General features: G+C 60.2%; 22 protein-coding genes and 1 tRNA gene. 8 read left to right on the plus strand and 15 right to left on the minus strand.

All coding sequences use genetic code 11. From position 1 onward, the window contains the following. Positions 1 to 130 precede the first annotated feature (130 nt). The 3 genes from BLT98_RS03295 to kleE form a co-directional block, all read right to left on the minus strand. On the minus strand, positions 131 to 460 hold the full coding sequence (locus BLT98_RS03295; protein WP_139179004.1) for a hypothetical protein: 330 nt from the start codon (positions 458 to 460) through the stop codon (positions 131 to 133). A gap of 133 nt (positions 461 to 593) precedes the next feature. Further along, on the minus strand, positions 594 to 1,541 hold the full coding sequence (locus tag BLT98_RS03300) for a ParB/RepB/Spo0J family partition protein (RefSeq protein ID WP_092605229.1): 948 nt from the start codon (positions 1,539 to 1,541) through the stop codon (positions 594 to 596). After that, the gene (kleE, locus tag BLT98_RS29070; RefSeq protein WP_170846273.1) at positions 1,538 to 1,855 is read right to left on the minus strand and encodes a KleE stable inheritance protein; all 318 of its coding nucleotides are present in this window, start codon (positions 1,853 to 1,855) and stop codon (positions 1,538 to 1,540) included. Before kleE ends, BLT98_RS03300 begins: the two co-directional genes overlap by 4 nt. Positions 1,856 to 2,244: 389 nt before the next feature. Between kleE and BLT98_RS03305 the strand changes: the two genes are divergently transcribed. The 3 genes from BLT98_RS03305 (at position 2,245) to BLT98_RS03315 (ending at position 6,616) form a co-directional block, all read left to right on the plus strand. Beyond that, positions 2,245 to 2,526: a helix-turn-helix transcriptional regulator gene (locus BLT98_RS03305; RefSeq protein ID WP_092605231.1), complete on the plus strand. Its 282-nt coding sequence runs from the start codon at positions 2,245 to 2,247 to the stop codon at positions 2,524 to 2,526. A 500-nt stretch (positions 2,527 to 3,026) separates the two neighbouring features. Beyond that, positions 3,027 to 5,588: a hypothetical protein gene (locus BLT98_RS28595; protein WP_139179010.1), complete on the plus strand. Its 2,562-nt coding sequence runs from the start codon at positions 3,027 to 3,029 to the stop codon at positions 5,586 to 5,588. Then, a complete protein-coding gene (locus BLT98_RS03315; RefSeq protein ID WP_092605235.1) occupies positions 5,585 to 6,616 on the plus strand; it encodes a ComEC/Rec2 family competence protein in 1,032 nt (343 codons plus the stop codon). Before BLT98_RS28595 ends, BLT98_RS03315 begins: the two co-directional genes overlap by 4 nt. A gap of 409 nt (positions 6,617 to 7,025) precedes the next feature. Here BLT98_RS03315 and BLT98_RS03320 read toward each other — a convergent pair. The 4 genes from BLT98_RS03320 to BLT98_RS03335 all read right to left on the minus strand — a co-directional run bounded on the left by BLT98_RS03320 (position 7,026) and on the right by BLT98_RS03335 (position 9,206). Then, positions 7,026 to 7,100 (minus strand) — tRNA-Val (locus BLT98_RS03320). 81 nt (positions 7,101 to 7,181) lie between these two features. Further along, positions 7,182 to 7,898, minus strand: a complete 717-nt coding sequence (gene dnaQ, locus BLT98_RS03325) for a DNA polymerase III subunit epsilon (protein ID WP_034784448.1) — start codon at positions 7,896 to 7,898, stop codon at positions 7,182 to 7,184. 101 nt (positions 7,899 to 7,999) lie between these two features. Further along, entirely contained in the window at positions 8,000 to 8,437 is a 438-nt protein-coding gene (gene rnhA, locus BLT98_RS03330) for a ribonuclease HI (RefSeq protein WP_034784447.1), read from the minus strand. After that, positions 8,430 to 9,206, minus strand: coding sequence for a class I SAM-dependent methyltransferase (locus BLT98_RS03335; protein WP_034784446.1), 777 nt, complete (start codon positions 9,204 to 9,206; stop codon positions 8,430 to 8,432). The genes rnhA and BLT98_RS03335 overlap by 8 nt, the downstream gene beginning before the upstream one ends. A gap of 19 nt (positions 9,207 to 9,225) precedes the next feature. Here BLT98_RS03335 and gloB point away from each other — a divergent pair, with 19 nt between their 5' ends. Then, complete coding sequence (gene gloB, locus BLT98_RS03340; RefSeq protein WP_092605237.1) at positions 9,226 to 10,035, plus strand: hydroxyacylglutathione hydrolase; 810 nt, start codon at positions 9,226 to 9,228, stop codon at positions 10,033 to 10,035. Between the two features lie 80 nt (positions 10,036 to 10,115). On the opposite strand, the gene aceB is transcribed toward gloB, so the two are convergent. Beyond that, positions 10,116 to 11,714 carry a malate synthase A gene (gene aceB / locus BLT98_RS03345; protein ID WP_092605239.1) on the minus strand — a complete coding sequence of 533 codons (1,599 nt, stop codon included), beginning with the start codon at positions 11,712 to 11,714 and terminating at the stop codon, positions 10,116 to 10,118. Between the two features lie 216 nt (positions 11,715 to 11,930). Here aceB and BLT98_RS03350 point away from each other — a divergent pair, with 216 nt between their 5' ends. Then, complete coding sequence (locus tag BLT98_RS03350; RefSeq protein WP_092605241.1) at positions 11,931 to 12,842, plus strand: LysR family transcriptional regulator; 912 nt, start codon at positions 11,931 to 11,933, stop codon at positions 12,840 to 12,842. Positions 12,843 to 13,220: 378 nt separating this feature from the next. Here the strand turns inward: BLT98_RS03350 and BLT98_RS03355 are convergent, their stop codons facing one another. From BLT98_RS03355 to BLT98_RS03370, 4 genes are all read right to left on the minus strand, one after another. After that, on the minus strand, positions 13,221 to 13,424 hold the full coding sequence (locus tag BLT98_RS03355; RefSeq protein WP_010398811.1) for a cold-shock protein: 204 nt from the start codon (positions 13,422 to 13,424) through the stop codon (positions 13,221 to 13,223). 298 nt (positions 13,425 to 13,722) lie between these two features. After that, positions 13,723 to 14,085 (minus strand): Hpt domain-containing protein, encoded by a 363-nt coding sequence (locus tag BLT98_RS03360; RefSeq protein ID WP_092605243.1) that lies wholly within the window; start codon positions 14,083 to 14,085, stop codon positions 13,723 to 13,725. A gap of 22 nt (positions 14,086 to 14,107) precedes the next feature. Next, positions 14,108 to 14,758, minus strand: coding sequence for a uracil phosphoribosyltransferase (gene upp / locus BLT98_RS03365; RefSeq protein ID WP_010398816.1), 651 nt, complete (start codon positions 14,756 to 14,758; stop codon positions 14,108 to 14,110). Positions 14,759 to 14,913: 155 nt separating this feature from the next. Further along, positions 14,914 to 16,596 carry an isovaleryl-CoA dehydrogenase gene (locus BLT98_RS03370; protein WP_092605245.1) on the minus strand — a complete coding sequence of 561 codons (1,683 nt, stop codon included), beginning with the start codon at positions 16,594 to 16,596 and terminating at the stop codon, positions 14,914 to 14,916. A gap of 395 nt (positions 16,597 to 16,991) precedes the next feature. On the opposite strand from BLT98_RS03370, the gene BLT98_RS03375 reads away from it, so the two are divergent. Further along, positions 16,992 to 18,731: a putative bifunctional diguanylate cyclase/phosphodiesterase gene (locus BLT98_RS03375; protein ID WP_092605247.1), complete on the plus strand. Its 1,740-nt coding sequence runs from the start codon at positions 16,992 to 16,994 to the stop codon at positions 18,729 to 18,731. After that, complete coding sequence (locus tag BLT98_RS03380) at positions 18,728 to 20,224, plus strand: HDOD domain-containing protein (protein WP_070280694.1); 1,497 nt, start codon at positions 18,728 to 18,730, stop codon at positions 20,222 to 20,224. Before BLT98_RS03375 ends, BLT98_RS03380 begins: the two co-directional genes overlap by 4 nt. A 111-nt stretch (positions 20,225 to 20,335) precedes the next feature. On the opposite strand, the gene aroC is transcribed toward BLT98_RS03380, so the two are convergent. Next, a complete protein-coding gene (gene aroC, locus BLT98_RS03385) occupies positions 20,336 to 21,430 on the minus strand; it encodes a chorismate synthase (protein WP_092605249.1) in 1,095 nt (364 codons plus the stop codon). A gap of 433 nt (positions 21,431 to 21,863) precedes the next feature. Here aroC and BLT98_RS03390 point away from each other — a divergent pair, with 433 nt between their 5' ends. Beyond that, positions 21,864 to 24,125, plus strand: a complete 2,262-nt coding sequence (locus BLT98_RS03390; protein WP_070255853.1) for a putative bifunctional diguanylate cyclase/phosphodiesterase — start codon at positions 21,864 to 21,866, stop codon at positions 24,123 to 24,125. 69 nt (positions 24,126 to 24,194) lie between these two features. Here BLT98_RS03390 and BLT98_RS03395 read toward each other — a convergent pair whose 3' ends face one another. Together BLT98_RS03395 and BLT98_RS03400 are read right to left on the minus strand one after the other, a co-directional pair. Beyond that, positions 24,195 to 24,641, minus strand: a complete 447-nt coding sequence (locus BLT98_RS03395) for a CBS domain-containing protein (protein WP_010398828.1) — start codon at positions 24,639 to 24,641, stop codon at positions 24,195 to 24,197. A 224-nt stretch (positions 24,642 to 24,865) separates the two neighbouring features. Next, positions 24,866 to 25,489, minus strand: coding sequence for a 2OG-Fe(II) oxygenase (locus BLT98_RS03400; protein ID WP_092605251.1), 624 nt, complete (start codon positions 25,487 to 25,489; stop codon positions 24,866 to 24,868). Between the last annotated feature and the right edge of the window lie 271 nt (positions 25,490 to 25,760).

A 25,760-nucleotide genomic window follows, 5' to 3' on the forward strand; every position in this document is an offset into this window, starting at 1 on the left:
GTTTATCTACAGTATAGGAACTGTGAAACGCAATTACAAGAAACAGGCTGTAATTCTATTTTACAGCCCATAGACTGTATTGCAGACATTCCAGTGAATGGCTGGCGGACACCACCAAGCAGGTAGCGGCTCAGTTGGCGCTGTGGAATTTCAACCAGAATGCTTCGCGGCAGGCACTGTCAAACCGCCTGACCGCTGGCAGCACCTCGACCGGCGCCCGTCCGTTCGATGGCACCTCGTACGTGATCCAGCATTCCGCGCACGCCGCCTGTGATGGAAAGCTGTCTTCCTCGGACGTGCGCCGCACCACCACGCCATTGCTGAAATAATAGGTCGCCACTTCCTGCCGTACTTCGAAGCCATCTTCCTGCCAGGAGGATTGCGCGATGTCGCGCCGCTCGATCACGGCCTGGCTGGGCAGGTTGAAAATGGCAACGATATAGGTCAACAAGTCATTCATGGTCATGTGGCAAATAATTAGACGGTTCCGTCTGCACTTCAAGACACGCCGGCGGCAGCTGCAGGAGCGCGCAAGAGCCAAAGTGTAGCACCAGCCCTGATCCGCGCGACACGCGCCATGGGGCATGGTTGCGTCAATCCCCGGCACCGAGCAGCCTGAGCGGCACAAGCCCGGCAAGCGCCACCTCCACTTCGACGCCATCGGCGCGCCGCAGCCAGGCCAGCCCTTCCCCGCCAGGCCGGCGCCCCAGCACCAGCACGCCTTCGCCCTGTCCATGGCGCACCAGGAGGCCGGTGCAGCGCCAGCGGCTGGCGCCAGCCTGCGCGGCAGGAGTGGCCTGCGCAGATGCCAGCGGACCGGCGGCAGATGGCACGGCTGTGGCGTTGCCGGTACCGGGAGTAACCGCTTCCTCCTCGCCAAACTTCGCCCCGAGAAATGCGCGCAGCAGCTTGACGGCGCTGCGCGTGATCTCCGGCTCGCCCTCGCGCATCCAGGCCGCGACCTCGCCCGGGTGCGACTTGTAGGCCGTAACCAGTTCATTCACGGTCGTCACGTCGCGCACCCTTCCCTCGTTGAACGCCAGGGCGATCGGTTCCGGCAAGTCCAGCAGGGCCGCATGCTGCGTCACGAAGGCGGCGGACTTGCTGATGTTGCTGGCGATCTGGCCACGCTTCAGCCCCTTCGACAGTTCGCGGCCGATGTAGTTGGCGATCTCGCGCGCCGTCAGCTCGTTGCGCTGCAGGTTTTCCACCACCTGGTCGGTCTCGCTGTAGTCGTCGTCGATAAAGCCGGGGATGGTCGCCAGCTGTGCCAGCCGCGATGCGCGATAGCGGCGCGCGCCGTGATTGATGATGTAACGGCCGGGCAGGTCGGGGTGATGGCGCACGGAGATCGGCGTCTTGATGCCGCGCAGGCGGATCGAGGCGGCGAGTTCGGCCAGGCTGTTCGCCGTAAAGCCCGGATTCTCGGCCGAGCGCGGTTGCAGCGGGTCTTCATCAATATGCTCAAGCGGAAGCGCCAGCGGCCTGCCCTCCGGCGCGCGGCCGCTGGCGGCACCTGGCGGCGCGGAGGCCTTCTTCATCGCGACTGGTCCGGATTACCGTACGCCACGAACCAGGTCAGGTAGCAGAAGAAGGCATAGTGCAGCAGCAAGGTCCATCCGGCATGCGCGCCCGGCGTATCCCACAGCACCAGCGCGCGCAGCAGCTGGAACAGCACGTCGCACACCATGATGAAGCGCAGCAATGGCCAGCACAGCACGGTCAGAACCCATATTATCTGGCGTACGTTAGGGCCATTTGTCGATGGCTGTGACGCAGATCGTTGTCCAGGCGCAGGCGAGCATGCCTTGTCCTTGCTCTTGGTAACAGCTGGAAACTGAATAATGTCAGCCATGCTGACCTCCTCACCTGTTGCGCGCGACTCATCGCCGCGCTGGAGCACAGCATATATAGTTGCGCGACCCAGCTGCTCCCATCTTGATCTAGATTAAACCGGTGCACTTGCATACACCTATTTTTAGCAGCTAAAACTGCACAGACCATCAGATGCCCTTGTGGCGGTGACCTGCAAACACCTTTGATCCAATCGATATACCCGCCTGATTCCAGTTGCATTAGCCGTATGCGCCATCAATACTGACCACGTATTTTCGGAATAATGATTGTGAATACAATGTCGACACACCGCCACTGGCGACACGACCTCAACGAACCGATCTGAGTCTTTGCCGCCATGCTGGCACCGAACCTGTCTCACTCGCTGAGGAGCGAAAGGAGCGTACCATGACCCAAGTCGCATTTCCTTCCCCCCTAGAGCCACCCGCAACTCCAACGCTCAATGAGGAGCGTTTCATCCGCTTGGCTGAAGTGCTGGCCACCTGCGGGAAATCCCGCAGCAGCATTTATGAGGGCATCAAGGAGGGCACCTTCCCGGCCCCGGTAAAACTCAAAGGCCGCTCATCGGCCTGGCTCAAGAGTGAAATCCTGCAATGGATGCAGGCGTGCGTTGCCGCACGGCATCCTGTCGCTGGCACAAAACAGGCACCTCGCTCTCGTCCGCGTTAAACATGATGGTCACCGTACACGAGTCAAGCGGGGCGGCAAGCAGGACCAGTCCCATGTCCCGTTCGAACTTGCCTTGTGCAGGTGCAAGTGCTTCGTTGTCTTCCAAACCGTCCATGACTTCTCTCCGTCGATGGCTCTGATTTAGTCCGAATAACCTCTTGCAACTTCACATCTAGCGCACGCAAAAACTGACGAACACCCCGAATCGGAACGAATTGACGTTGAGCGCGCATCGCGTTTGCGCGAGTGCAGACCAAGCAGGGAAATCGTCGAGGCAGGGAAAAACATGATTTTAGAAGGTGATCGATAGTCGTGCAGTAATACACAGGAGTTCCCACTGGAATTCACAACAAACTTGCCACATACTCCGCTTCGAGAAACCAGTTTCCCATGCCTGCATGATGCCCGTTTCTATGCTTTATCCAGAGAAAAAACATTTCCGTGAGTAAATTTTAATTCCAGTGCTAAAATATCAACCATCTTTGGCAAGTGGATGGTAAATGATCAACAATGACAGCGATTGGTTGGGCGAGGACGCCGGGCTGGGGCCTGCGATCCGTGCAGGGCTAGGGATTCTTTTAGCGCAGGGTAATTGGACATGGTGGCATCATCCCAGCGCAGCTTCGATGATTATGCGGAATGCGGTTACAGCGTCGGGCGTAGTCGAGTGGGGTGGTGATCCAGCAGTGCTTGAGGCGTCAGAATGGCTTAGCCTCGATGTTGCGCTAGAGGTGGCAAATGCATTCAAGACGGTAATCGCGCGTCGCGGTGGTGACCTACGCATTAAGATATTACGTAACGTATGCTCTTGGGATGCCACGCTATCCATGCATGACATTGCGGACGACTTGGGTCGCGCGTTCGCCCGCGAGCGCATCTTTAGCGAATGGCCAGCCGATCGTCGTTCTCGCCGCCCAGCCGCGTCGACCAAGCAGGGCGTTTGCATTACCTCATCGGCAATTCTGGCTGAAACGACAGGCTCACTGATCAAATCCCTCCCCACAGCGCGTTGGAGTGTATCTACTCGACCGGCGACCATTGCCGTAGCCACCCTTGCAGACTTCCTTCAGCAACCTTTTTCAAGCGAACTATTGATCGTTCTTGATCGGTCCCGCGCAGCCGTTATACCGCATATCGATACGATACGCGCGTCTACTGGAGCGCAATGTGCCATATTTCTTCGCTCGGACCAGCCCAACGTCGAACGCTGGCTTGAAACGTTCGGGGCGGGGATCGCGGCACAGTTACCCGTCGACCAAGCAATGGCCGAGGCAAACAAATTGGTAGAGCGACATGCAATCTTCCTCGCTTCCACCCAAGCCTTTATGGTTCATTCCAACCGTACCTTCTTCCCGAGCGCGACGAGATCTACGGCACAGGCAGAACAACAAAATAGTACATCCCCTATCAACTCAGCCAAGATTTCCAAGCAAGCGAGGCCCCGCACTCAACGACCACCAAATCTGGAAATCGAAGCGGTAAGGATGGAGTCCTCCCCACCTTCCGTTAGGGTAATCGACGCGCGGGTCGAACATAGCGGGCTACCTATTACGACGTTTCCTCTGATTGGCGTGGTCGCTATCCATATCCGTATCCAACCCGTCACACCCTTGAAGCTCGCCACTCCAGTCTTTCCAGAACAAAACCTAGATTGGACTGGAGATCAAAAAGTGCTGCAAGTGCACCTGATTGAAGCCGGAGCGAAACCAATTTCCGTTCCCATACTCTTGCCACGGTCGGGCGCATCGACCCCGGCGGTTTTCCTTTACACGATACCGTCTGATCGTATGATCGATTTATCCTTCGTCGTCAGCGAACGCACATGTGTTCTGCAGACGGCCAGAATGCGCGGCCACGCCGGCACTGCGATTGAGTTCTTTGTCGAAGCATTGAATTCGTCGGTCGAGCACAACAAGAACGAGTTTGATGTCTCACTGGTGATTCAAGATGGAATGGACGGCGAGCCCAGCGCAACCATCTTGACCGACGACGGCATACATCTGGGTGATTATGAATATCAGGATATGATGAAAGTAAGGGATGATCTTCTGGCCCAACTTGCCACATGCCTCGAGCCGGAAGCTCCGTTCAATGTATCACTATACAACCTAGCAAATTCCGGCAAAATTATGTTGGATGCATTGAAGGACTTCGCGCCCAACTGGCCAACAACGATGAGGCGCGTACAGCTTACAACTCCGACCAACGAGCACTTCCCTCTCGAGTACCTGTACGAGGGCGTACTGCCCAACAACGAGGACGCACACCTATGTTCAAATCGTGCGGCTTGCCTTACTTCCGGTGTGGCCGTGCCTAATTGCGAGATCAGAGCTGCACGCCAACAGCTCTGCCCGATGGGTTTCGCGGGTGTTACCGCAGTCATTGAACGACGCACCTGGGACCGCAATATGGACAAAAAACTCTGGTTAAAACAAGCGACCGATCTTGCACGCCGGGATCGAATTTCTGATCTGCGACGCGCGCTTTTTGCGGCCTCCGACAGCGCTGACGAGTTTGAGAACAATGAAGTTCCATCAACGTTCTCTATCACCCGTAACGCGGATGTGGAGGCGTTGATCAAGGGCTGGCGCCGCCACAGTTGGGAGGAATGGGAGCAAAGCATAATTGCATTGAACCCTAGGCTTCTCGTACTAGTGCCGCATATTGACAATAAACACTTGTATATTGGCGACAAGAAAAAACTTGGACTGGGTGCCATTGGTCGTCCACATGTCGGAAATTCCGGCCCAATTGTCATCGTGATTGGTTGCAATTCCGCCATTGGATTCAGCGCTAGTACAGGATTGCCGGCCATATTATTGCGCGGCGGGGCCAAGGTCGTGATTGGGGCCCTCACAAGCGTCCTTGGGCGGTTCGCTAACATCGCTGCTGCCGATCTGACTACAAAATTGCTTGCCGCCGCGAGCGATCAGGCGTCAATCACAATCGGTGAACTGATTAACCGTATGCGCCGCGAATTTCTGGCGAAAGATAACGCGTTCGGGATGGTACTGGTTGCCTTCGGCGATGCTGACGTCTACTTGGGAGAGCCATCAGCATGACAGGGGATTTCGATATCAAGCTGCTCCAAGCCGAACATGGTGACGCAATGCTGGTGAGCTATGGGCACGATACCGTCCGACATCTGCTCATTGATGGGGGGCCCGCCTCGTCATTAAGGAACCTGATGGATGTTCTCGCCGCAGCGCGCACCAACGGCATCTTGACACTTGAAGCGATTGTGGTAACCCATTATGACTATGATCACATAGGTGGCATCATCGCGCTTTTGGAGCAAGCTCCAGACTGGCTCATCATCAACGACATCTGGTTTAACGGCAATAAGCACCTTGTACCTCAAGACATGCTTGGCCCACAGCATAGTGACACGCTCGCTCGCCTGATCGTGGAGCAGCAGCTTCCGTGGAATAAGGAGTTTCACGGAAACGCCGTTTGCTCAAATTGGGCGAACACAATCTCGCTGAGGGGTGGTCTTACCGTCGAAATTTTATCGCCCTCACGGAAGGAGTTGACCGCCTTGGCTAAGCACGGCGGCGTCTGCATGCTCAATGACGAGAAAGCCGGGCCGCGTGATCGCCTAGGGCGACATGACAGCTGGCCACCGCCATCTCACGCTAGCCTGCTCGAGAAAAGAACGCCTGCGGATCAATCCGCATCAAATGCCAGCAGTATTGCACTCTTGTTGAACTACGGAGAAAAGCGCATTCTGCTATCTGGCGATGCTCATGCTGATGTGATCTGCGAGGCACTGGAGAAATTCTGGCCTGGACGCAAGTTGCAGATCGACCTGTTGAAAATATCGCACCATGGTAGCCAAGCAAATACTTCTACGAGCCTCCTGAGCAGAATACAATGCAAGCGATTCGCTTTCAGTACAAACGGGAAAATCCATTCTCACCCCGATCAGATTGCAATCGCGCGCGTGATCGCGTCCATTTATAATCCCGAGCTTATTTTCAACTACGCCAACATGTGGACCAACCGATGGCGAAATCGCCCCGCGCTATGGCCAGTTTACTCAACCGTTTACCCGAACACTGATGCCCCTTATGTACGCGTAATTGTCTAGGCATGCACGTATCGTAAGTTGAGCATGCGGCCTAGTAAGATTGGGTGAATGCCAGATCGACAATAGGATCGAGCAGGTAGACATCGCCTCGACGTTACAGTGTTCGAATGTCGAAACAAAACGTTAACTGAACGGCACTAACCCAGAATGCGGATTTTCCGGTATTTTTTGGCGTCATGGGGATACACACTTCGCTGCCAAGCAATTGAAGTCCGGTACCGGGAAGCAACATACAGACCGCTTAACGCCCAGATGAGAAGTATCCCTCTGCGCGCTTATCCAGTAATTGTATTGTCCGTTGTCCGGCCTCGTCCAGGCAGGTCCGAAGCGGATTTTTCATACTTTTTTCATACCAAACAAAAAAGGCCTACACTAGATTAGTGTAAGCCTTTGATATCAAACGAATTCTTGGTGGGAAGTGCAAGTTTCGAACTTGCGACCCCTGCAGTGTGAATGCAGTGCTCTACCCCTGAGCTAACCTCCCGAAGCGAGGCAAATTATCGCATAGGTGTTGCGGCATCTGCAAGGGCTGGCGAGAGGAAATTTATCGTGCCCCGCTTCTTTCTCAGGCGGCCGCTGGCGGCGCCGTGACGGCGGTCCAGATGCACTGGCCTTTGGCGGCCTTGTCGAGGCCGGCGATGGTGGCTTCGTGGGCGGCGAGCTCGTCGGCCGTGGCGCTCTGGAAGATGACTTCGGCCAGCGGTACGATTTCCAGGGCGGCCCCATCGGCGGCCACTTCCACCTCTTCTTCCATGCTGAGGCTATTCTGGCCGCGCGTCATGGCCAGGTAGACGTCGGCCAGCAATTCGGAGTCGAGCAGCGCGCCGTGCAGCTTGCGGTGGGCGTTCGAGACGCCGTAGCGGTCGCACAGGGCATCGAGCGAGTTGCGCTTGCCCGGATGCATTTCCTTCGCCTGCACCAGGGTGTCGATCACGCCATGCACTTGCTCGTGGACTGGCGGCAGGTTCAGGCGCTTGAATTCCGCATTCAGGAAGCCGATATCGAACGGGGCGTTGTGGATGATCAGCTCGGCGCCGGCGATAAACGCGCGGAACTCTTCCGCGATTTCCGCGAATTTTGGCTTGTCGCTGAGGAACTCCGTCGTCAATCCGTGGACGGCCAGCGCCCCCTCTTCCGAATCGCGCTCGGGATTGATGTATTGATGGAAATTATTCCCCGTCAACATACGGTTGTTCAGTTCGACCCCGCCGATCTCCAGGATGCGGTCGCCCGTGCGCGGGTTCAGGCCGGTGGTTTCAGTATCGAGAACAATTTGACGCATGGCAGATTCAGTCGTAAAAGCAAAAAGCGAAGGGCACAGTATAGCAAACCTGTGCCCTCCGGTTACGGCCTGCCCGCTGCTTCAGGGCAGAAATTTAGTTATCAGGCACGTACCGTTTCCACGCCAAGGTTGGCCAGCTGATCGGCTCGCTCGTTACCGGGATGGCCATTATGGCCGCGCACCCAGCGCCATTCCACTTCATGCACGGCCTGGGCCGTATCGAGCGCCTGCCACAGGTCGACGTTCTTCACGGGTGCCTTGGCCGCCGTTTTCCAGCCGCGCGCCTTCCAGCCGTGGATCCATTCGCTGATGCCCTTCTGCACGTACTGGCTATCGGTGTACAGCACTACCTGGCACGGACGTTTGAGCGCCGTCAAGGCTTCGATCACGGCCTTCAATTCCATGCGGTTATTCGTCGTATTCAATTCCCCGCCGTAAATTTCTTTCTTGGCGCCATCGGCAACCATCAGCGCGCCCCAGCCACCCGTGCCCGGATTGCCCTTGCATGCGCCATCGGCATAAATCTCAACCTTATCCATCTTGCTGTTCCCGCCTTTTATTCGTGACCGGTGCGCCTGCGGGCGCCGTCGCCGGTTTCTTGGTCCACGCCGGACCGATCAAACGCATCCCTTTGACGCGCTTGATCGCCTGCACTATATACACTGCGCCCAGATATGGCCACCAGCGCGCACCGGCCTTGTCCATGAAGGCGTTGCGGCGCAGCCATTTTTCTGTCCTGCAAGCTGGTGCGTAGCAGCCGAAGTGGCTTTGGCTGACGCCCATGTTCAGCAATTTTAACCAGTCTTTCATGCGCGGCATAGAGATCAGCTCGCCCGCCTGCGGCAGGTAATGGCGTCCCGTGACCCGCCCCAGCCCCTGGCGCGCGCCCCACAGGCTGGCCGGATTGAAGCCGCAGACGATCACCCTCCCCTCCGGTATCAGCACGCGTTCGACTTCGCGCAAGACCTGGTGCGGCTCGGCAGCAAATTCGAGTACGTGCGGCAAGACCACCAGGTCCAGGCTTTGCGAATCGAACGGCAGCTCATCGAATGCCGACACCAGCGTCAGGCGGCGCTCCTGCGGCGGAAGCGAAGGCAGGCGCGCATCGAGCAGCCATTTGTTGGGCATGCGGTTGGCCGCCAGCGCGTCGAGCTGGGGCAAGCCGATCTGCACGGCATTAAAACCGAAGATATCGACAGTCAGGCTGTCGAGACATTGCTGCTCCCAGGCGCGCACGTACAGACCGGCCGGCGTCTGCAGCCAGCCGTCAAGCGCTATAATGGATTTTTCGGATGCCACACTGTCCATTCAGTTTTCTCTTTTGCTCATGACCAATTCCCCTGAACACGCTTTATCGGTACTTGCCGTGCCCGCCTTTGCCGACAATTACCTGTGGCTGATCCATGACGGCCGCCACGCCGCCGTCGTCGACCCTGGCGACGCGATGGTCATTCTCGATGCGCTGCAAGCCCATCAGTTGACCTTGACCGCCATTTTACTCACGCATCACCACGCCGACCACACGGGTGGCGTGCCTGAATTGTTGCAGCATTTCGCCGTTCCCGTCTTCGGCCCGCGCAATGAGGCTATCACAGCCATCACGGAACCGCTTGCCGAAGGCGATGTCGCCTATGTGCCCGAGCTGGGCTTGCAGATGACCGTCATCGACGTGCCCGGCCACACCAAGGGGCATATCGCCTACGTGCGCCAGCGCGACGAGCGCAGCGGCGCGCCGTGGCTGTTTTCCGGCGACACCCTGTTTGCCGGCGGCTGCGGCCGCCTGTTCGAAGGCACGCCGGGCCAGATGGCCGATTCGCTGGGCAAGCTGGCCGCCCTGCCCGACGATACCGAGGTATTTTGCGCGCATGAGTACACCTTGTCCAATCTGCGCTTTGCCAACGCCGTCGAGCCGGGCAATGTGGCCTTGCAGGAACGCATCGCCATCGACACGGAAAAGCGCCAGCAAGGTTTATCGACCGTGCCATCGACCATCGCCCTCGAGAAGGCCACGAATCCCTTCCTGCGCTACCGTGAACCGGCGATCTTGACCAGCCTGAAGGTGGAAGGCAAGCTGGCCACCGACGCTTCGCCCGTGGAAGCATTCGCGGCCTTGCGGATGTGGAAGAATAATTTTTAAGCGGATCCCTCTGCAATAAAAAATCCCGGCAGATGCTTTATGGCATCGCCGGGATTTTTTATCGATCTATTTGATCAGGATCAGATTTCCTCGTACAGCGGCAAGGTCAGGAATTCGGCGAACGATTCCGACGTCGACATTTCCTCGAAAATCTGGCCGGCGCGCACATAGGTCGGGCCGTTGCCGCACGGCGCATCGCGCTGCACCTTGGCCAGCTCTTCCGGAATCATGGCCCGCACCATCTCGGCCGTGACCTTGCGGCCATCTTCCAGCACGCCTTTGCTGGAACGGATCCACTGCCACACTTGCGAGCGGCTGATCTCGGCCGTGGCCGCGTCTTCCATCAGGTTGTGGATAGGCACGCAACCATTGCCGGCCAGCCAGCTACCCAGGTAATGGATGCCCACGTTGATGTTGTAGCGCAAGCCCGCTTCCGTGATCGGCGCTTCCGGCTGGAAGTTCAGCAGATCAGACGCTTTCACATCAATGTCGGGACGCTGTTTCTCGATCTGGTTCGGCTTGTCGCCCAGCACTTTGGTGAACTCGCCCATGGCCAGTTCCACCAGGCCCGGATGGGCAACCCAGCCGCCGTCGTAGCCGTCGGTGGCATCACGCGCCTTGTCGTTGCGCACGCCACCCATGGCGATGTCGTTCTTTTCCGGATCGTTCTTGATCGGGATCAGGGCTGCCATGCCGCCAATCGCTGGCGCGCCCCGTTTGTGGCAGGTTTTCAGCAGCAACAAGGCGTAGGCGCGCATGAACGGTGCCGTCATGGTGACCTTGGCGCGGTCGGCCAGGCAGAAATCCTTGTCCAGCTTGAATTTCTTGATGCACGAGAAGATGTAATCCCAGCGGCCCGCGTTCAGGCCCGAGCTGTGTTCTTTCAGCTCATACAGGATTTCATCCATCTCGAACGCCGCCAAAATGGTTTCGATCAGCACAGTCGCCTTGATCGTGCCTTGTGGCAAGCCCAGTTCATTCTGCGTCATGACGAAAATATCGTTCCACAGGCGCGCTTCCAGGTGCGATTCCATCTTCGGCAGGTAGAAATACGGACCGGCGCCGCGCGCCAGTTGCTCCTTGGCGTTATGGAACATGAACAGGGCGAAATCGAAAATGCCGCCGGAAATGCGCTTGCCGTCGACCAGCACATGCTTTTCATCGAGGTGCCAGCCGCGCGGACGCACGACGAGGGTCGCGATCTTGTCGTTCAGCTTGTAGGACTTGCCATTTTGCTCCAGCGAAATCGTCTTGCGCACGGCGTCGAACATATTGATCTGGCCCGTCAGCTGGTTATCCCAGTTCGGCGTGTTCGAATCCTCGAAGTCCGTCATGTAGCTGTCGGCGCCGGAATTGAAGGCGTTGATGACCATCTTGCGTTCGACGGGGCCCGTGATTTCCACGCGGCGGCATTCGAGCGCCTTCGGGATCGGCGCGATCTTCCAGTCGCCGTCGCGGATGTGCGCGGTTTCTGGCAAGAAATCAGGACGCTCGCCCGCATCGAGACGCTTGGCCCGTTCCACGCGCACGGCCAGCAATTCCTGGCGGCGCGGCTCGAACGCGCGCGTCAGCTTGGCCACCAGCACCAGCGCCGCCGGCGTCAAAATCTGTTCATAGCCGGGGGCGATTTCCCCCGTGATTTGCATGCCTTCTGGAAGTGCGATCGTATTCTGCGTCATGAAGTTCTCCGGTTTTTAATAAATATAGGCAAAGGTAATCTGGTGATCCAAGTATATGCTGAACGACTGCGCGGACAAGCTGGACAGAGCCGCAAAAACACTCTGCAGGGCGGCGCGTTTGTTCTATAGTATTGCACTATAAGGCATGGAAACGAGATTAAAAATCACTTCATCTATGCGTTTTTATCACAAGTGATGGCATTACAGGAGCACAACATGGGCCAGTTCAGACAAATATCAACGTTCGTGGAAGTGGTCGCCAAAGGCAGCCTGTCGGCTGCCGCCCGCGCGGAAGGGATCGCCCCGGCCATGATAGGCCGGCGCCTCGACGCGCTGGAGCAGCGCCTGGGCGTCAAATTGCTGCAGCGTACGACGCGCAAGCTGGCCTTGACGAATGAAGGCGCCGCCTTCCTGGAGGATTGCCAGCGTATCCTGGGCGAACTGGAAGAGGCGGAAGCGGCCGTGGCCGAGCGCAGCGTGAAGGCCAGCGGCCATTTGCTCATTTCCGCGCCAGCCGGCTTCGGCCGCCAGCACGTGGCGCCCCTGATCCCCTCGTTTGTCGCCGAGCACCGCGACGTGACGGTGTCACTGAACCTGAACGACCGCCTCGTCGACCTGATCGGTGAAGGCATCGACGTGGCCATCCGCATCGCCAGCCTGTCCGATTCTTCGCTCGTGAGCACCAAGCTGGCCGACAACCAACGCGTGCTGGTCGGCTCGCCCGCCTATTTGAAACGGGCGGGCACGCCGCACATCCCGGCCGACTTGGCGAAACACAATTGCCTGGCGATCAGCAGCGAAGGCAGCCAGCGGGGCTGGACCTTCCGCGAAAACGGCAAGAATGTGATTCTGAAGGTGGCGGGCAATATGGTCTGCAACGATGGCGAAGTGCTGCACGACTGGGCACTGGCCGGCAAGGGTCTGGCCTGGCGCTCGATGTGGGAAGTGGGTGCGGAGATCGCCTCGGGGCAACTGGTGACGGTGCTCGATCAGTTCGCCGCGCCGGGCAACGACATCTACGCCGTGTTCGCCCAGCGCCGCCACTTGCCGCTGCGCATACGGGCATTCGTGGATTTTTTAAGGCATTCATATGCCCAGCCAGATTACTGGCGCGAACGGGCTATCTGAGGACGCGGGACCAAACCTGCTGCGCGTCGGCATAGGCGCCCTGTGATGCTCACCGACTAGGCGCCCCCGGTTGCACTTCTCGGCCACCTTTGCCTTCCGCTCGTGACGGTTTTGTCCGGCGTCGTAACGTATGAGGAAACAACCTTGGCAGCCGGATCAGCATTAGTTGGCGCAGGTCGGCGTAGGTCGGCTTAGCGTAGCGTAAGCCGACACATCCCCATTGTCGGCTTACGCGCAAGCGCCAAGCCGACCTACACGGCGACGCAAGCACGCCAAAAAGAACGCGCAGCCCACGCAAAACCGGTGCCTCACGGAAATTCAGGCGAAAAAAAAATCCTCGGAGACCGAGGATTTCTTTATTTCGTTTGATCCAGCGTATTAGATTGGCTGAATGTTCGAAGCTTGCTTGCCTTTAGGGCCAGCGGTCACTTCAAAAGAAACGCGTTGGTTCTCTTGCAGGGACTTGAAGCCGTTCGACTGGATAGCCGAGAAGTGAGCGAACAGATCTTCGCCGCCTTCGTCAGGGGTAATAAAGCCGAAACCCTTCGAATCATTGAACCATTTTACGATGCCAGTTGCCATTACAATTTCCTATTTCAGTTAAGTTGGGCTTGCGCCCGTTATATCGTTTGAAGCAAGAAAGAAATGACAGACAAACTGCACTACTACCTCGAATCCAACGATGCCCAATTATACCAACAAAACTGAGAAAAACCATTCTTTCGCAAAATAAACTTGCGAACACTACTTTAATAGCCAAATCCCCGTCTTGCGGCGCCCTGTACCAGCGGCATGGACACACTATATCCTAATCTGCGACGCGGGTGCTTTGCGTTGTATCAAATGAATCATTGCAACCACATTACTATGGCGCGGTCACTCACACCGTAAAGTGGCTGGCGGCCGCATCGCGCCCTGCCCAGTCCAATAGCGCCACCACTTGCGCCCGCACGGCGGGCCATTCCGCCACCGCTTGCGCAGGGGCATTGAGCATGGCACGCACCAGCTGCTCGATGCGCCGGCATTCCTGGCCCAGCGCGGCAAAGCCAAAGGTAGCGGCAGAGCCGGCCACCGCGTGCAGCGCGCGGTGCAGCTCCGTCAAGGGTTCCAGGCGGGGGCCTTCGCTGTCGCAGCGGCCGCTTGCCTGCGTGATCGCCTGCAACAGGGCCGGCACGCCAGCCGCATATTTTTCATTCAGGGCACGCAAACGCGCGCGGAAATCCGGATCGATCAAGGTTGCCATCGCAATACTCGCCTGAGTTGGCTTACTTGGTGCCGAAGATGCGGTCGCCGGCATCGCCCAGGCCCGGCACGATATAGGCGTGGTCATCCAGGTGCGAATCGAGCGAGGCGCAGAACATCTTGACGTTCGGATGCGCGTTCTGGAACACGGTCACGCCTTCCGGTGCGGCCACCAGGGCCAGGAAGATGATCTGTTCGTCCGTGACGCCGCGCTTCTTCAGCACGTCGACGGCATACACGGCCGAATTGCCGGTGGCGACCATCGGGTCGCACAAGATAAAGGTGCGCTCGTTCAAGTCAGGCAGGCGCACCAGGTATTCCACCGGCATGTGGGTAGCAGGATCGCGGTACACGCCGATGTGGCCGACGCGCGCCGATGGCACCAGGTTCAGCAAGCCATCGCTCATGCCGATGCCGGCGCGCAGGATCGGCACGATGGCCAGTTTCTTGCCAGCGATGACGGGCGCGTCGATGGTGACCAGCGGGGTCTTGATTTCGCGCGTGGTCAGCGGCAGGTCGCGCGTGATTTCATAGCCCATCAGCAAGGTGATTTCCTTGAGCAATTCGCGGAAGGTGCGCGTCGACGTATCGTGCTCGCGCATGTGGCTCAGCTTGTGCTGGATCAAAGGGTGATCGGTAATGAACAAATTCGGGAAGCGTGGATCTTGTTTCATGTTATTTTTCTTTCTCTGCTATCTGGCGCGGCGGCAAGCCTGGGCCGCAGGCGCGCTGTGTATCGATAAAATGATGGATTGCAGCATTATCCCAGCCCCCAGCCCGCCTGTGGCCGGAATTTTCGAAATAATTGCGTACCCGGGCCGAGGCAAACTCAGTACTCGCGCAGCGTGCGCGCCAGGATCGCCGCACAATCGGTGCCGGCCGGCAAGCGCCCATACGCCCCGCCCGGTGCCTGCGCCAGCCGCGATTGCAGGAACGCTTGCGCCACGAACGGTGGCGCATGGCGCAGCAGCAAGGCCCCCTGCACGGCCAGCACGATGCGCTCGGATAATTGCCTCGCACCAAATTCGTCCGTCTGCGGCCCGTCCAGGTCGGCCAGCAGGCGCGCGCGGTAGTCCACCAAAATGGCATCGTCATCGCCGGCCAGCGCCAGCTCGGCCGCCAGAGCGTCGCGCGCGGCCGGCGACTTGCCGAAGGCGCGCAAAACGTCGAGGCACATGACGTTGCCCGAACCTTCCCAGATCGAATTGACGGGCAGTTCGCGGTACAGGCGCGCCAGCGGCGCATCTTCCACATAGCCGGTGCCGCCCAGCACTTCCATCGCCTCAAAGCCGAAACCGGGACCGCGCTTGCAGATCCAGTACTTGCCGGCCGGCGTGAGCACGCGCGCCAGCATCGCTTGCTGCGGATCATCCTTTTCATCGAAACAGCGGGCCAGGCGCAGCGCAAAGGCCGTGGCGGCTTCCGATTCCAGCGCCAGGTCGGCCAGCACGTTCTGCATCAGCGGCTGCTCGGCCAGCGGCTTGCCGAACACGGCCCGCTGGCGCGCATGGTGCAGCGCCTGGCTCAAGGCGGCGCGCATGATGCCGGTGCTACCCAGCACGCAATCGAGGCGCGTGTGGCTGGCCATTTCCAGGATGGTGGGTATGCCCCGCCCCGGCTGCCCCACCAGCCAGCCGTAGGCATTGGTAAATTCCACTTCGGAAGAGGCGTTCGAGCGGTTGCCCAGCTTATCCTTCAGGCGCTGCACGCGGATGGCGTTGCGGCTGCCGTCGGGCAGGTAACGGGGCAAAAAGAAACAGGACAATCCGCCCTCTTCCGCCTGCGCCAGGATCAGATGCGCGTCGCATTGCGGCGCCGAGAAAAACCACTTGTGGCCGACGATGCGCCAGGCGCCGCCGGCCTCGCCGCCGAACAGGGCTTGCGCCTCGGCCGGCGGCACGGGCACGGCGCGCGTGGTGTTGCTGCGCACATCGGAGCCGCCCTGCTTTTCCGTCATGCCCATGCCCACCAGGGCGCCGCGTTTCTGCTCCACGGGCAGGGAGCGGGGATCGTATTCGCGCGAGAGTATTTTCGGCAGCCAGCGCTGCGCGATGTGCGGCAGGTCCAGCGCCTGGCGCAAGGCCGGCACCGAGGCATACGTCATCGTCACGGGACACTGCGTGCCGTTTTCCACCTGCCCCACTAATAGATAGGCCGCCGCGCGCGCCACCTGGGCGCCTGGGCCAGGCGAGGCCCACGGCGAAGCGTGCGCGCCCGCGCCCACGAGGATGGCCATCAGCTCATGCCAGGCCGGATGGAACAGCACCTCGTCGATGCGGCGCCCGGCGCGGTCGAACTGCTGCAACTCGGGCGTGTGGATATTCGCCAGGCGCGCCAGCGCATAGGTCTCGGCGCGGCCCAGTTTTTCGCCCAGCGCATCGATCTCCTGCAACGCCGCGCCGCCGCCCTCGCGCAGCAGCGCTTCGATCAGCGCCGGATCGCAGGCGAACAGATTGACATTTTCAAAAGGCGTGGCCTGGTTGAAAACTTCATGCGTGTCAAAGGCATTCATGGGAGTCTCCCGCGATTTGTTATCATGGCGCCCTTGCCGTCGCTGGCGCACCGTCAACACCGTCTGCCAGCCAGACTAGCGCAAAGCGCATGGCGGGGCAAGCGCGCCAGTGAAGGCAGGCGCAGATAAATGTTTCTATGTGGAATGAAAATGCCTGCGGATGTCGCGCGGCATGATTTTTTTCATGGAAGGCAGGAATATTTACAAAACCTGAAGCAATGTTGCTCTATTTCATGTAATCGGGTGCTTTTCAATGATACATTTCGTGTGGATCGCGTTCCGATAGCCGCTCTTTCGGCCCTATGGCACGCCTCACGCACGATGCACTCTTTCCGTTGGCGCCCTGCCCTGCAGCGAGCGCCGGCACTGATAATAAAAAGGTAAAAGCCAGCACGATGTTTTCCAGTACCCCATCCGCCGCCCACCGCGAGGCTCGCCACGAGTTGGACAACCTCATGGAAGAGGCCGGCGACGTCGTGTTCCGGCTCGATACGGACGGCCTGATCCTGTTTGCCAGCAAGCGTGCGGCCACCCTGTTTGGCGTGCCATCGGGCCTGTCCGGCCACTTGCTGCTGCCGCTGGCCGCCGAAGCGTCGCGCGCTGCGCTGCAAGCGGCGCTGGAAGACGCCCTGGCCGAACCGGGCCGCCTGGAAGTGCGCCTGCAAACGCCGGACCAGGAAATCTGGTTCGAGCTGCGCCTGTCTTCTTATATGAATGCGGCCGGCGTGGCCGAATTGCTGGTGGTCGGGCGCGACACGTCGGCCCAGCACAATACGGAAGAACGGCTGCGCCACATGGCCACGCACGACGCGCTCACGGGCTTGCCGAACCGCTTGCTGCTGTCGGACCGCATCCGCATGGTGATCGCCCAGGCCGCCCGTTCGGGCCAGGGCTTTTCCGTCGCCACCATCGGCCTCGACGGCTTCAAAAAGGTCAACGATGGCCTGGGCCACCCCGTCGGCGACGCCGTGCTGCGCCTGGCCGCCGCGCGATTGCGCAAGACCCTGCGCGACAGCGACACCCTGGCGCGCGTGGGCGGCGATGAATTCGTCGCCGTGCTGCCCGGCAGCGCCACGGACGCGCAGATCAAGCTGGTGACGGGCCGCCTGCTGGCCACCCTGCAGGCGCCTTTCGAAGTGGACGGCCACACGATCTACGTGGGCGCCTCCGTCGGCGTCTCGATCTATCCGCTGCACGCGGAAGATGAAGTGCGCCTGGTGGCGCTGGCCGATGCGGCCATGTCGCGCGCCAAGGAAACGGGCAAGGCCCGCTGCCTGGTCTACAGCCCGCGCCTGAATGGCCCGTCGGAACACGATATTTCGCTGGAAGCGGCGATGTTCCACGCCGTGCGCGAAGGCGAGTTTTTACTCTTTTACCAGCCCATCGTCGATGCGCACACGCGGCAGATCCAGGGTTTCGAAACCCTGATGCGCTGGAAGCACCCGACCCTGGGCCTGGTGCCGCCCGTGCGCTTCATCCCGATTGCCGAAGCCAATGGCCTGATCAACCTGCTGGGCGCCTGGGCGCTGAAAGCGGCCTGCGTACAGCTCAAGCAGTTCCAGGAAGTGGCCAGGCGGCCGCTGTACATCTCCGTCAACATCAGCCCGCGCCAGTTCCGCAACGACAAATTCCTCGACGTGCTCGATGACGCCATCGCGTTTTCGGGACTCTCGGGCGAACACCTGGTGCTGGAAATTACGGAAGGCACCCTGATGATCGACCCCGTGCATGCGGAAACCATCCTCGTCAAGATGACGGAGCGCCGCGCGCGCATCGCCATCGACGATTTCGGCACCGGCTATTCCTCGCTCGCGTACCTGAAGCGCTTCCCCATTTCCGTGCTGAAGATCGACCGCACCTTCATCAAGGACTTGCCCGAATCGAGCAAGGATGCGGCCATCTGCAACACCATTCTCGACCTGGCCAAACACTTGAACCTGTCCGTGGTGGCCGAGGGCGTGGAAACCGAGGAACAGATGCATTTCATGGAGTCGCGCGGCTGCCAGTATGTGCAGGGCTACCTGACGGGCAAGCCGATGCCGGCCCACGCCGCGCTATCGGCCTTGAGCGACAAAACCTATGCGGCGCTGGTGCCTGCGCCGTCTGCCAATGAACCGCGCGGAGGGGTGCAATGAATCCAGGTCATTTCACGGCGCCGACACAGCTCGGCAAAAACACCCTGGACCTGCTGTGGGCGCGCACGCGCCAGCAGGGCGACATGCCCGGCTTCGCGAAAGCCATCAGCGCCATCCTGGGCGCCATGCGCGGCGAGGATGACCACGAATTCGACATCACGCAAACGGTGCTGTCCGACCCTGTCCTCACGCACAAGGTACTGCGCCTGGCCAACAGCGGCATGTATTCGGCCTTCGGCCAGCGCGTCAATACGGTCTCAAAGGCCGTGCTGGTGCTGGGCATCGACGCCATCGGCCACCTGGCGCTGGGACTGAAACTGATCGAGGAACTGTCGCAGGCGTCGCCCGACTCCGTCAGCGCCCACGTGGAAATGGAAAAGGCCGTGCTGGCCGGGATGGTGGCGCAGCAGGTGGCCACCAGCGCCGGCAGCCTGCAGGCGGAACAGGCTGTCGTCTGCTCGATGCTGCACACCCTGGGCCGCATGATGGTGACGTTCTACATGACGGACTTCTGGGCGCGCATGCAGGCGCATGCGGGTCCCGGCAACGAGGCGGCCGCCGCGCGCGAAATCCTCGGCCTGTCGCTGCCGGAAGTGGGCTATGCCACGGCCGCCCACTGGGGCTTGCCGCAGCACCTGATCAACGGCATGCGTCCGATGGACCCGTCGCCGGACAACTCCCCCGTCAGCGGCGCCGACTGGATGGCCGGACTGTCGACGATGGCGGCGCGCTGCGCCGACTCGCTGTGGCATGACGATGCGGCCGGTGCGGCGCAGGTGCACGCGCTGATCGACGATTATGCGGGCACCCTGGGCATCACATCGACCGATCTGGTGATCGCCGTGGACAAGGCCAAGGCGATGGCGGCAGCCGACCTGTCGATTGCGCCCCTGTCGAAACCGGCCGAGCGGCGCGCGCGCCAGCTGGCATCGACGCGCATGCGCGCCGAAGGCAACCGCGTATTAATAGGCGGCCTGGCCGACCTACGCGGCGCCATCGGCAGCGCCAGTCCGGGACAGATGGTCTCGATGGCGCTCGAAACGCTGCACCAGGGCTTCGATTTTTCACGCTCGGTGGCATTCGTGCGCAACCACAGGGATCATCTGTATTCGGCGCGCATCAGCATGGGCGAAGGCATGGCCGACCTGCAGGACCTGATGGTGTTTGGCGACGCATATGAACCGAACGTCTTCCACGCGGCCCTCAACAGCGACCGCGTGATCTTCATCGACAACGCGCGCGACCCGAAATTTGCCGCCAAGCTGCCGCAATGGTGGAAAGCCACGCTGTCGGAAGCACGCAGCTTCGTCGTGCTGCCCCTGTCGGCCAACGGCCACCCCACGGGATTCCTGTACGGCGACTGGGACGACAGCTTCCCGCCGATCCAGTTGAACCAGACGGAGTTCAACCTGATTAACGATATCCGGGCGTTATTGGTGCAGTCGGTGGAGATGCGGCACCAGCTGGAGCTGGTGGCAAATAAGGTGGCGTGACAGGAAGCGCCGACTATGGTGTCGGATTACGCGCAAGCGCTAATCCGACCTACATGGCATGGGGCGTAGGTCGGATCAGGGCCGCAGGCCCGTAATCCGACAACATTCAGCTTATTTCAACTTCGGCGTCGAAACCGACACATCGCGGCATTGCGCGCGGTGCATCAGGGCGTGGTCGATCAGGACCAGCGCCAGCATGGCTTCGGCGATCGGCGTGGCGCGGATGCCCACGCACGGGTCGTGGCGGCCGAACGTTTCCACCATCACGGGATTGCCTTCTTTATCGATCGAGCGGCGCGGCGTGCGGATCGACGAAGTCGGCTTGATGGCGATCGAGACGCTGATATCCTGCCCCGTCGAAATGCCGCCCAGTACACCGCCGGCGTTATTGCCGATAAAGCCTTCCGGCGTCAGTTCGTCGCCGTGCTCGGAACCCTTTTGCGCCACCGAATCGAAACCGGCGCCGATTTCCACGCCCTTGACGGCATTGATGCCCATCATGGCGTAGGCGATGTCGGCATCGAGCTTGTCATAGATGGGCTGGCCCAGGCCAACAGGCACGTTTTGCGCGATCACGTCGATGCGCGCGCCGATGGAATCGCCATCGCGGCGCAACTGGTCCATCGCCGCTTCCATGCGCGCGATCAGGTCCGCGTCGCCGCTGGCGGCAAAGAACGGATTCGCATGCACGTGCTCCCAGGATTGGAACGGCACGGGAATGTCGCCCAGCTGACTCATGCAGCCCTTGAAGGTGGTGCCGTATTGCTGCAGCAGCCATTTCTTGGCGATCGCCGCCGCGCCCACGACGGGCGCCGTCAGGCGCGCCGACGAGCGTCCGCCGCCGCGCGGATCGCGCAAGCCATACTTGTGCCAGTAGGTGTAGTCGGCGTGGCCGGGGCGGAAGCTTTCCGCGATATTGCCGTAATCCTTGCTGCGCTGGTCTTCATTGCGGATCAGCAGGGCAATCGGCGTGCCCGTCGTGACGCCCTGGTACACGCCGGAGAGGATTTCCACCGTATCCGATTCCTGGCGCTGCGTCACATGGCGCGACGTGCCGGGCTTGCGGCGGTCCAGCTCGGGCTGGATATCGGCTTCCGACAGGATCAATCCCGGAGGACAACCATCGATCACGCAGCCGATGGCCGGGCCATGCGATTCGCCGAAAGTGGTAACAGTAAACAGCTTGCCAAAAGAATTGCCGGACATAGTAGGAAGTGTGAGGACTGGAAAACTCAATTCTACCAGCCTGCGGGGCATGCCATGCCGCTAATGCCCCACCAGGACCCGATATTCCCCCGCCCGTCTCGCCATTTTAAAATCCCGCGTATTTTTTCATGTAAAAAATACCAAATAAGAGTTGCAATCGTGCAATACAAGAAATATTGCCCCACAGAATAGACTTAAAAAAACATTTTGCTTATTAAATAGCTATATACTTGGATGAACGATCATCAGAAAATACTCAAGCCTCGGCTATATGGAGTGCTGTTTTTTCGATGCGTCCAGAGCGCTTCAGAAATGCCCAGGGCTAGGCGCACTGCCGAAGACAGTACGCGAGTACGGCGAGGCAGTGCAACAACGCCATGGGCATTTCTGATGTGCTCACATTCCGTACTGAGTCATCTTGGAGAAGCTATACATGCCCGCACCGATCATCCCCCTTGACGCCAACAAGGACGATCACGACGACCTGGTATTCCTCGATGAGCAACCAGCGCCGCCGCTGGCCGTCGCACCGCGCAGCGTCTGGCGGGTGATGATCATCGACGACGATGAAGACGTCCACTCCACCACCACTTTCGCCCTGGGCAACCTGGAAATGCAGCACCGCCCGCTGGAATTCGTGCATGCGTATTCGGCCGGCCAGGCGCGCGAACTGCTCAAGCATGAAGACGACATCGCCGTCATCCTGCTCGACGTGGTGATGGAACAGGATGACGCGGGCCTGCACCTGGTGCGCTATATCCGCGAAACCCTCAAGATGACGGACGTGCGCATCATCCTGCGCACGGGCCAGCCCGGCTACGCGCCGGAAATCGACGCCATCCGCGATTTCGACATCAACGACTACAAGACCAAGTCCGAATTGACGCGCATCAAGCTGTTTACCACGGTGACGGCCGCCATCCGCTCGTACGAGCAGATCCGTTCGATCAGCAGCAGCCGGCGCGGCCTGGACCGTATCGTCCACGCCAGCACGCAGCTGATGGCGCTGCACGGCGTGCAGAATTTCTCGGCCGGCGTGCTGGCGCAGATCGCCGATCTGCTGGGCATCCGCGCCGACGGCGTGCTGTGCGTGCAGGACTTGCAGGACAACGGCTCCCGCGAACTGCTCGTCTCGGCCTGCACGGGCAGCTTTTCCAGCTTGCCGCACAGCGCCCTGTGCGGCCTGCAAAATCCCCGCGTGATGGCCGCCATCGAACACACGCTGGCGCAGCGGCGCAATGTGTACGCGCATGACTACGCCACCCTGTATTTCGCGGGCAAGGCCAGCCGCGACGCGGCCGCCTACCTGGTGCTGCCGCGCCCCCTCTCGGCCATCGATGAAAGCCTGCTGGAAGTCTTCTGCAGCAACGTCGCCGTGGGCCTCGACAACGTCGAGCTGGTGTCGCACCTGCACAATGCCGCCTTCTACGATCAATTGTCGAAGCTGCCCAACCGCACGCGCCTGGTGGAGATCCTCGACGCCACCCTGGCCGGCCCCGCGCGCGACGACGCCACCCTGTCGCTGGTCGACCTCGACCATTTTGCCGAGACCAACGACGCGCTGGGACACCAGTTCGGCGACATGCTGCTGGTGGCCGTGGCCGGACGCCTGCAAACCCAGCTGGGGCCCCACCTGACGGTGGCGCGCCTGGGCGGCGACATCTTTTGCGTGCTGGGCGACTCTTCGCAAGTCAACCCAAGCAAGATCCTGGCCCTGTTCCAGGCACCGTTCTGCATCGATGGCCAGGACGTGCAGCTGTCAGCCACCCTGGGCCTGGTACGGCTGGGCGAACATGCGGGCACGGGCGCCGACGCGCTGAAGGATGCCGATATCGCCTTGAAACGGGCGAAAAGCCAGCAACGCGCCGGGCACTTCTATTTCTCGCGCAGCATGGGCATCGAAATCCGCGAACGGGTGCGCATGATGCATGCGCTACGCACGGCCTTCAGCCAGGACCAGCTGTTTGTCGTGTATCAACCGCAGATCGACCTGACCACGCGCCGCCCCGTGGGCGCCGAAGCGCTGCTGCGCTGGCAGACGCCGGACGGCAAGTTCATCTCGCCCGACCGTTTCATCCCGATTGCCGAGTATTCGGGCATCATCATCGACCTCGGCGAATGGGTGCTGCGCACGGCTTGCCGTGAACTGGTGCTGCTGCGCGAGCAGGGCCACCGCAATTTCGTCATGTCCGTCAACGTGTCGCAAGTGCAGTTCCGCCACCCGCTGTTCCTGGAAATGCTGCGCGCGGCGCTGGAAGAGACGCAGGCGCCGCCCGAATTCATCGAGCTGGAAATCACGGAATCGATGGCCATGGAAGAGCCGGACCTGCTGATCAAGATGCTGTGGCAGATCAAGCAGACGGGCGTGAGCATCGCCATCGACGACTTCGGCACGGGTTTTTCCTCGCTGTCGTATCTGCAGCGCCTGCAAGTCGACCGCCTCAAAATCGACCGTGCCTTCGTCACCGAGATCACGGGATCGGCGCGCGGCAGCAGCATCGCCGAAATGGTCATCCAGCTGGGCCGCAACCTGGGCCTGGCCGTGATCGCCGAAGGCGTGGAAGACGAGCGGCAAGCGCAGATTTTGCAGGCGCTGGGCTGCCCGATGGCGCAAGGCTTTTTGTTCGCCCGCCCGATGACGGCCACGGCGCTGGGCACCTGGCTGAACAACGAAGCGCTGCAGGGCGCCGCATAGGCGCCACCTTGGCTAGCCAATGCAAAACGCCGGCAGTTGCCGGCGTTATTTTTACTGCATGGGCGAAACTTAGTCGGTGGTTTCAGCCGGCCAGTCGCGTATATACGCCTTGAGCATCTGGTTCTCAAAGCTTTGCGCTTCCAGCACGGCGCGCGCCACGTCGTAGAAGGAAATGACGCCCAGCAAGGTCTTGGCATTCATGACGGGCAGGTAGCGCGCATGTTTTTCCAGCATGATGCGGCGCACTTCGTTGACTTCCGTATCGGGGGTCACGGTGATCGGGTGGTCATCCATGTGCTTGCGCACGGTGCCGCCGCCGATCTGGCCCGCGTTTTCATGCAGCGCGTTCAACACTTCGCGGAAGGTCAGCATGCCGACCAGGTCGCCAAATTCCATGACCACCAGCGAACCGATGTCCTTTTCAGCCATGGTATTGGCCGCGTCAAGCAGGGGCTGGTCAGGCGTGACCGTGTAGAGGATATTGCCCTTGACTTGGAGAATTTCAGATACTTTCATATTGGCCGTCCTGTCCGCGTGATTGGTATTTTAGTTATTCTAGCCCTTACTGCGACTGTAGCCTATGCCTGCGGAAAAATCCAGCCTTGCGCGCAATCAAATCGAGGGGGATTGTCGGGCAAGAAAAACGTAGCGAGCGGATGCGCGGCGCGGCCGAGAAGCGCAGCGGTACGCGAGTACCGTGAGCATCGCCGGCCGTGCCCCGCGACGCGCAGTAGTTTTTCTCACGCTCTGCGGCGGAACCAGCCGGCGATGGACAGGCGCTCGCGCGCCGTCGGCAATACTTCGTGCAGCATCTCGCCCGACATGAACATCGCCATGCGGCCCGCTTGCGGCAAGACGTCCACCACGGGTCCGCCCTGCGGATGCAGGCGCAGCGCGCCGCCGTGCTCGGGCAGCCAGTCGTCGTTCAGGTACAGCACGACGGACACGGTACGCTTGTCGTCGTCGCGGAAACGGTCCAGATGGGCCCGGTAAAAGGCGCCCGGCGCGTACAGGGCAAAATGGCTTTCGTACTCTTCCAGTCCCAGGAACAGCTCACGGTTGAGCATGCAACGCAGCGCTTCCATCTGTTCCAGGTAGCGGTCGCAAGCGGCCGAGCGGCCCGTTTCCAGCCATTCGATATGGTCGCCGCGGATGTCCGGCTGCAGCAGCGGCGCATGGCCGCTGCCCACACCGGCGCCCTTCATCTTGCCGCTGAGCATGGATTGCACGCATTCGGCGGCCAGCTGGCGGCTCAGTTCGGGGGAGATGAAATGCTCTTGCATGAGCCAGCCTGCCTGGCACAGGCCGTCGACGATAAATGGTCCGGGAACGGCAAGGGAGCCGTCGAACGATATTGCGGGCATAAAATCTTTCCTGGTGGACATGCGATGAGAGTTCGCCTGAAGCCCAGGATTTCGCTTGCACGCAGCAGCCTCTCCCGCGGCGCGGCGCACGCGCGCAGGTAAAACAGCCCGAATATCGCTGATCCGGTATCCTACCACCGCCGTGCCGCGCCGGTCACTTTTTTTACACTTCAGGTTACACGCGCAGCCCGCCAGCACGGCGCCATGCGCCCTGCACAGGAGCCCTTTTGCTCGGCTGCAAATCAGGTTACGATCTTGCCACTATAAAACT

Source organism: Janthinobacterium sp. YR213, from assembly GCF_900099875.1.
GTDB lineage: Bacteria > Pseudomonadota > Gammaproteobacteria > Burkholderiales > Burkholderiaceae_D > Janthinobacterium > Janthinobacterium lividum.

What these genes read in the sequence shown, in the direction of transcription:
- BLT98_RS03315 (WP_092605235.1), top strand. Translation starts at nt 5,585, where the DNA reads ATGACAGGGGATTTCGATATCAAGCTGCTCCAAGCCGAACATGGTGAC.
- BLT98_RS03375 (WP_092605247.1), top strand. Translation starts at nt 16,992, where the DNA reads ATGTTTTCCAGTACCCCATCCGCCGCCCACCGCGAGGCTCGCCACGAG.
- BLT98_RS03395 (WP_010398828.1), bottom strand. Translation starts at nt 24,641, where the DNA reads ATGAAAGTATCTGAAATTCTCCAAGTCAAGGGCAATATCCTCTACACG.
- gloB (WP_092605237.1), top strand. Translation starts at nt 9,226, where the DNA reads ATGACCAATTCCCCTGAACACGCTTTATCGGTACTTGCCGTGCCCGCC.
- BLT98_RS03370 (WP_092605245.1), bottom strand. Translation starts at nt 16,596, where the DNA reads ATGAATGCCTTTGACACGCATGAAGTTTTCAACCAGGCCACGCCTTTT.
- BLT98_RS28595 (WP_139179010.1), top strand. Translation starts at nt 3,027, where the DNA reads ATGATCAACAATGACAGCGATTGGTTGGGCGAGGACGCCGGGCTGGGG.
- BLT98_RS03400 (WP_092605251.1), bottom strand. Translation starts at nt 25,489, where the DNA reads ATGCCCGCAATATCGTTCGACGGCTCCCTTGCCGTTCCCGGACCATTT.
- BLT98_RS03390 (WP_070255853.1), top strand. Translation starts at nt 21,864, where the DNA reads ATGCCCGCACCGATCATCCCCCTTGACGCCAACAAGGACGATCACGAC.
- upp (WP_010398816.1), bottom strand. Translation starts at nt 14,758, where the DNA reads ATGAAACAAGATCCACGCTTCCCGAATTTGTTCATTACCGATCACCCT.
- BLT98_RS03335 (WP_034784446.1), bottom strand. Translation starts at nt 9,206, where the DNA reads ATGGACAGTGTGGCATCCGAAAAATCCATTATAGCGCTTGACGGCTGG.
- aroC (WP_092605249.1), bottom strand. Translation starts at nt 21,430, where the DNA reads ATGTCCGGCAATTCTTTTGGCAAGCTGTTTACTGTTACCACTTTCGGC.
- BLT98_RS03380 (WP_070280694.1), top strand. Translation starts at nt 18,728, where the DNA reads ATGAATCCAGGTCATTTCACGGCGCCGACACAGCTCGGCAAAAACACC.
- BLT98_RS03360 (WP_092605243.1), bottom strand. Translation starts at nt 14,085, where the DNA reads ATGGCAACCTTGATCGATCCGGATTTCCGCGCGCGTTTGCGTGCCCTG.
- aceB (WP_092605239.1), bottom strand. Translation starts at nt 11,714, where the DNA reads ATGACGCAGAATACGATCGCACTTCCAGAAGGCATGCAAATCACGGGG.
- rnhA (WP_034784447.1), bottom strand. Translation starts at nt 8,437, where the DNA reads ATGGATAAGGTTGAGATTTATGCCGATGGCGCATGCAAGGGCAATCCG.
- BLT98_RS03350 (WP_092605241.1), top strand. Translation starts at nt 11,931, where the DNA reads ATGGGCCAGTTCAGACAAATATCAACGTTCGTGGAAGTGGTCGCCAAA.
- BLT98_RS03300 (WP_092605229.1), bottom strand. Translation starts at nt 1,541, where the DNA reads ATGAAGAAGGCCTCCGCGCCGCCAGGTGCCGCCAGCGGCCGCGCGCCG.
- BLT98_RS03355 (WP_010398811.1), bottom strand. Translation starts at nt 13,424, where the DNA reads ATGGCAACTGGCATCGTAAAATGGTTCAATGATTCGAAGGGTTTCGGC.
- BLT98_RS03295 (WP_139179004.1), bottom strand. Translation starts at nt 460, where the DNA reads ATGAATGACTTGTTGACCTATATCGTTGCCATTTTCAACCTGCCCAGC.
- kleE (WP_170846273.1), bottom strand. Translation starts at nt 1,855, where the DNA reads ATGGCTGACATTATTCAGTTTCCAGCTGTTACCAAGAGCAAGGACAAG.
- dnaQ (WP_034784448.1), bottom strand. Translation starts at nt 7,898, where the DNA reads ATGCGTCAAATTGTTCTCGATACTGAAACCACCGGCCTGAACCCGCGC.
- BLT98_RS03305 (WP_092605231.1), top strand. Translation starts at nt 2,245, where the DNA reads ATGACCCAAGTCGCATTTCCTTCCCCCCTAGAGCCACCCGCAACTCCA.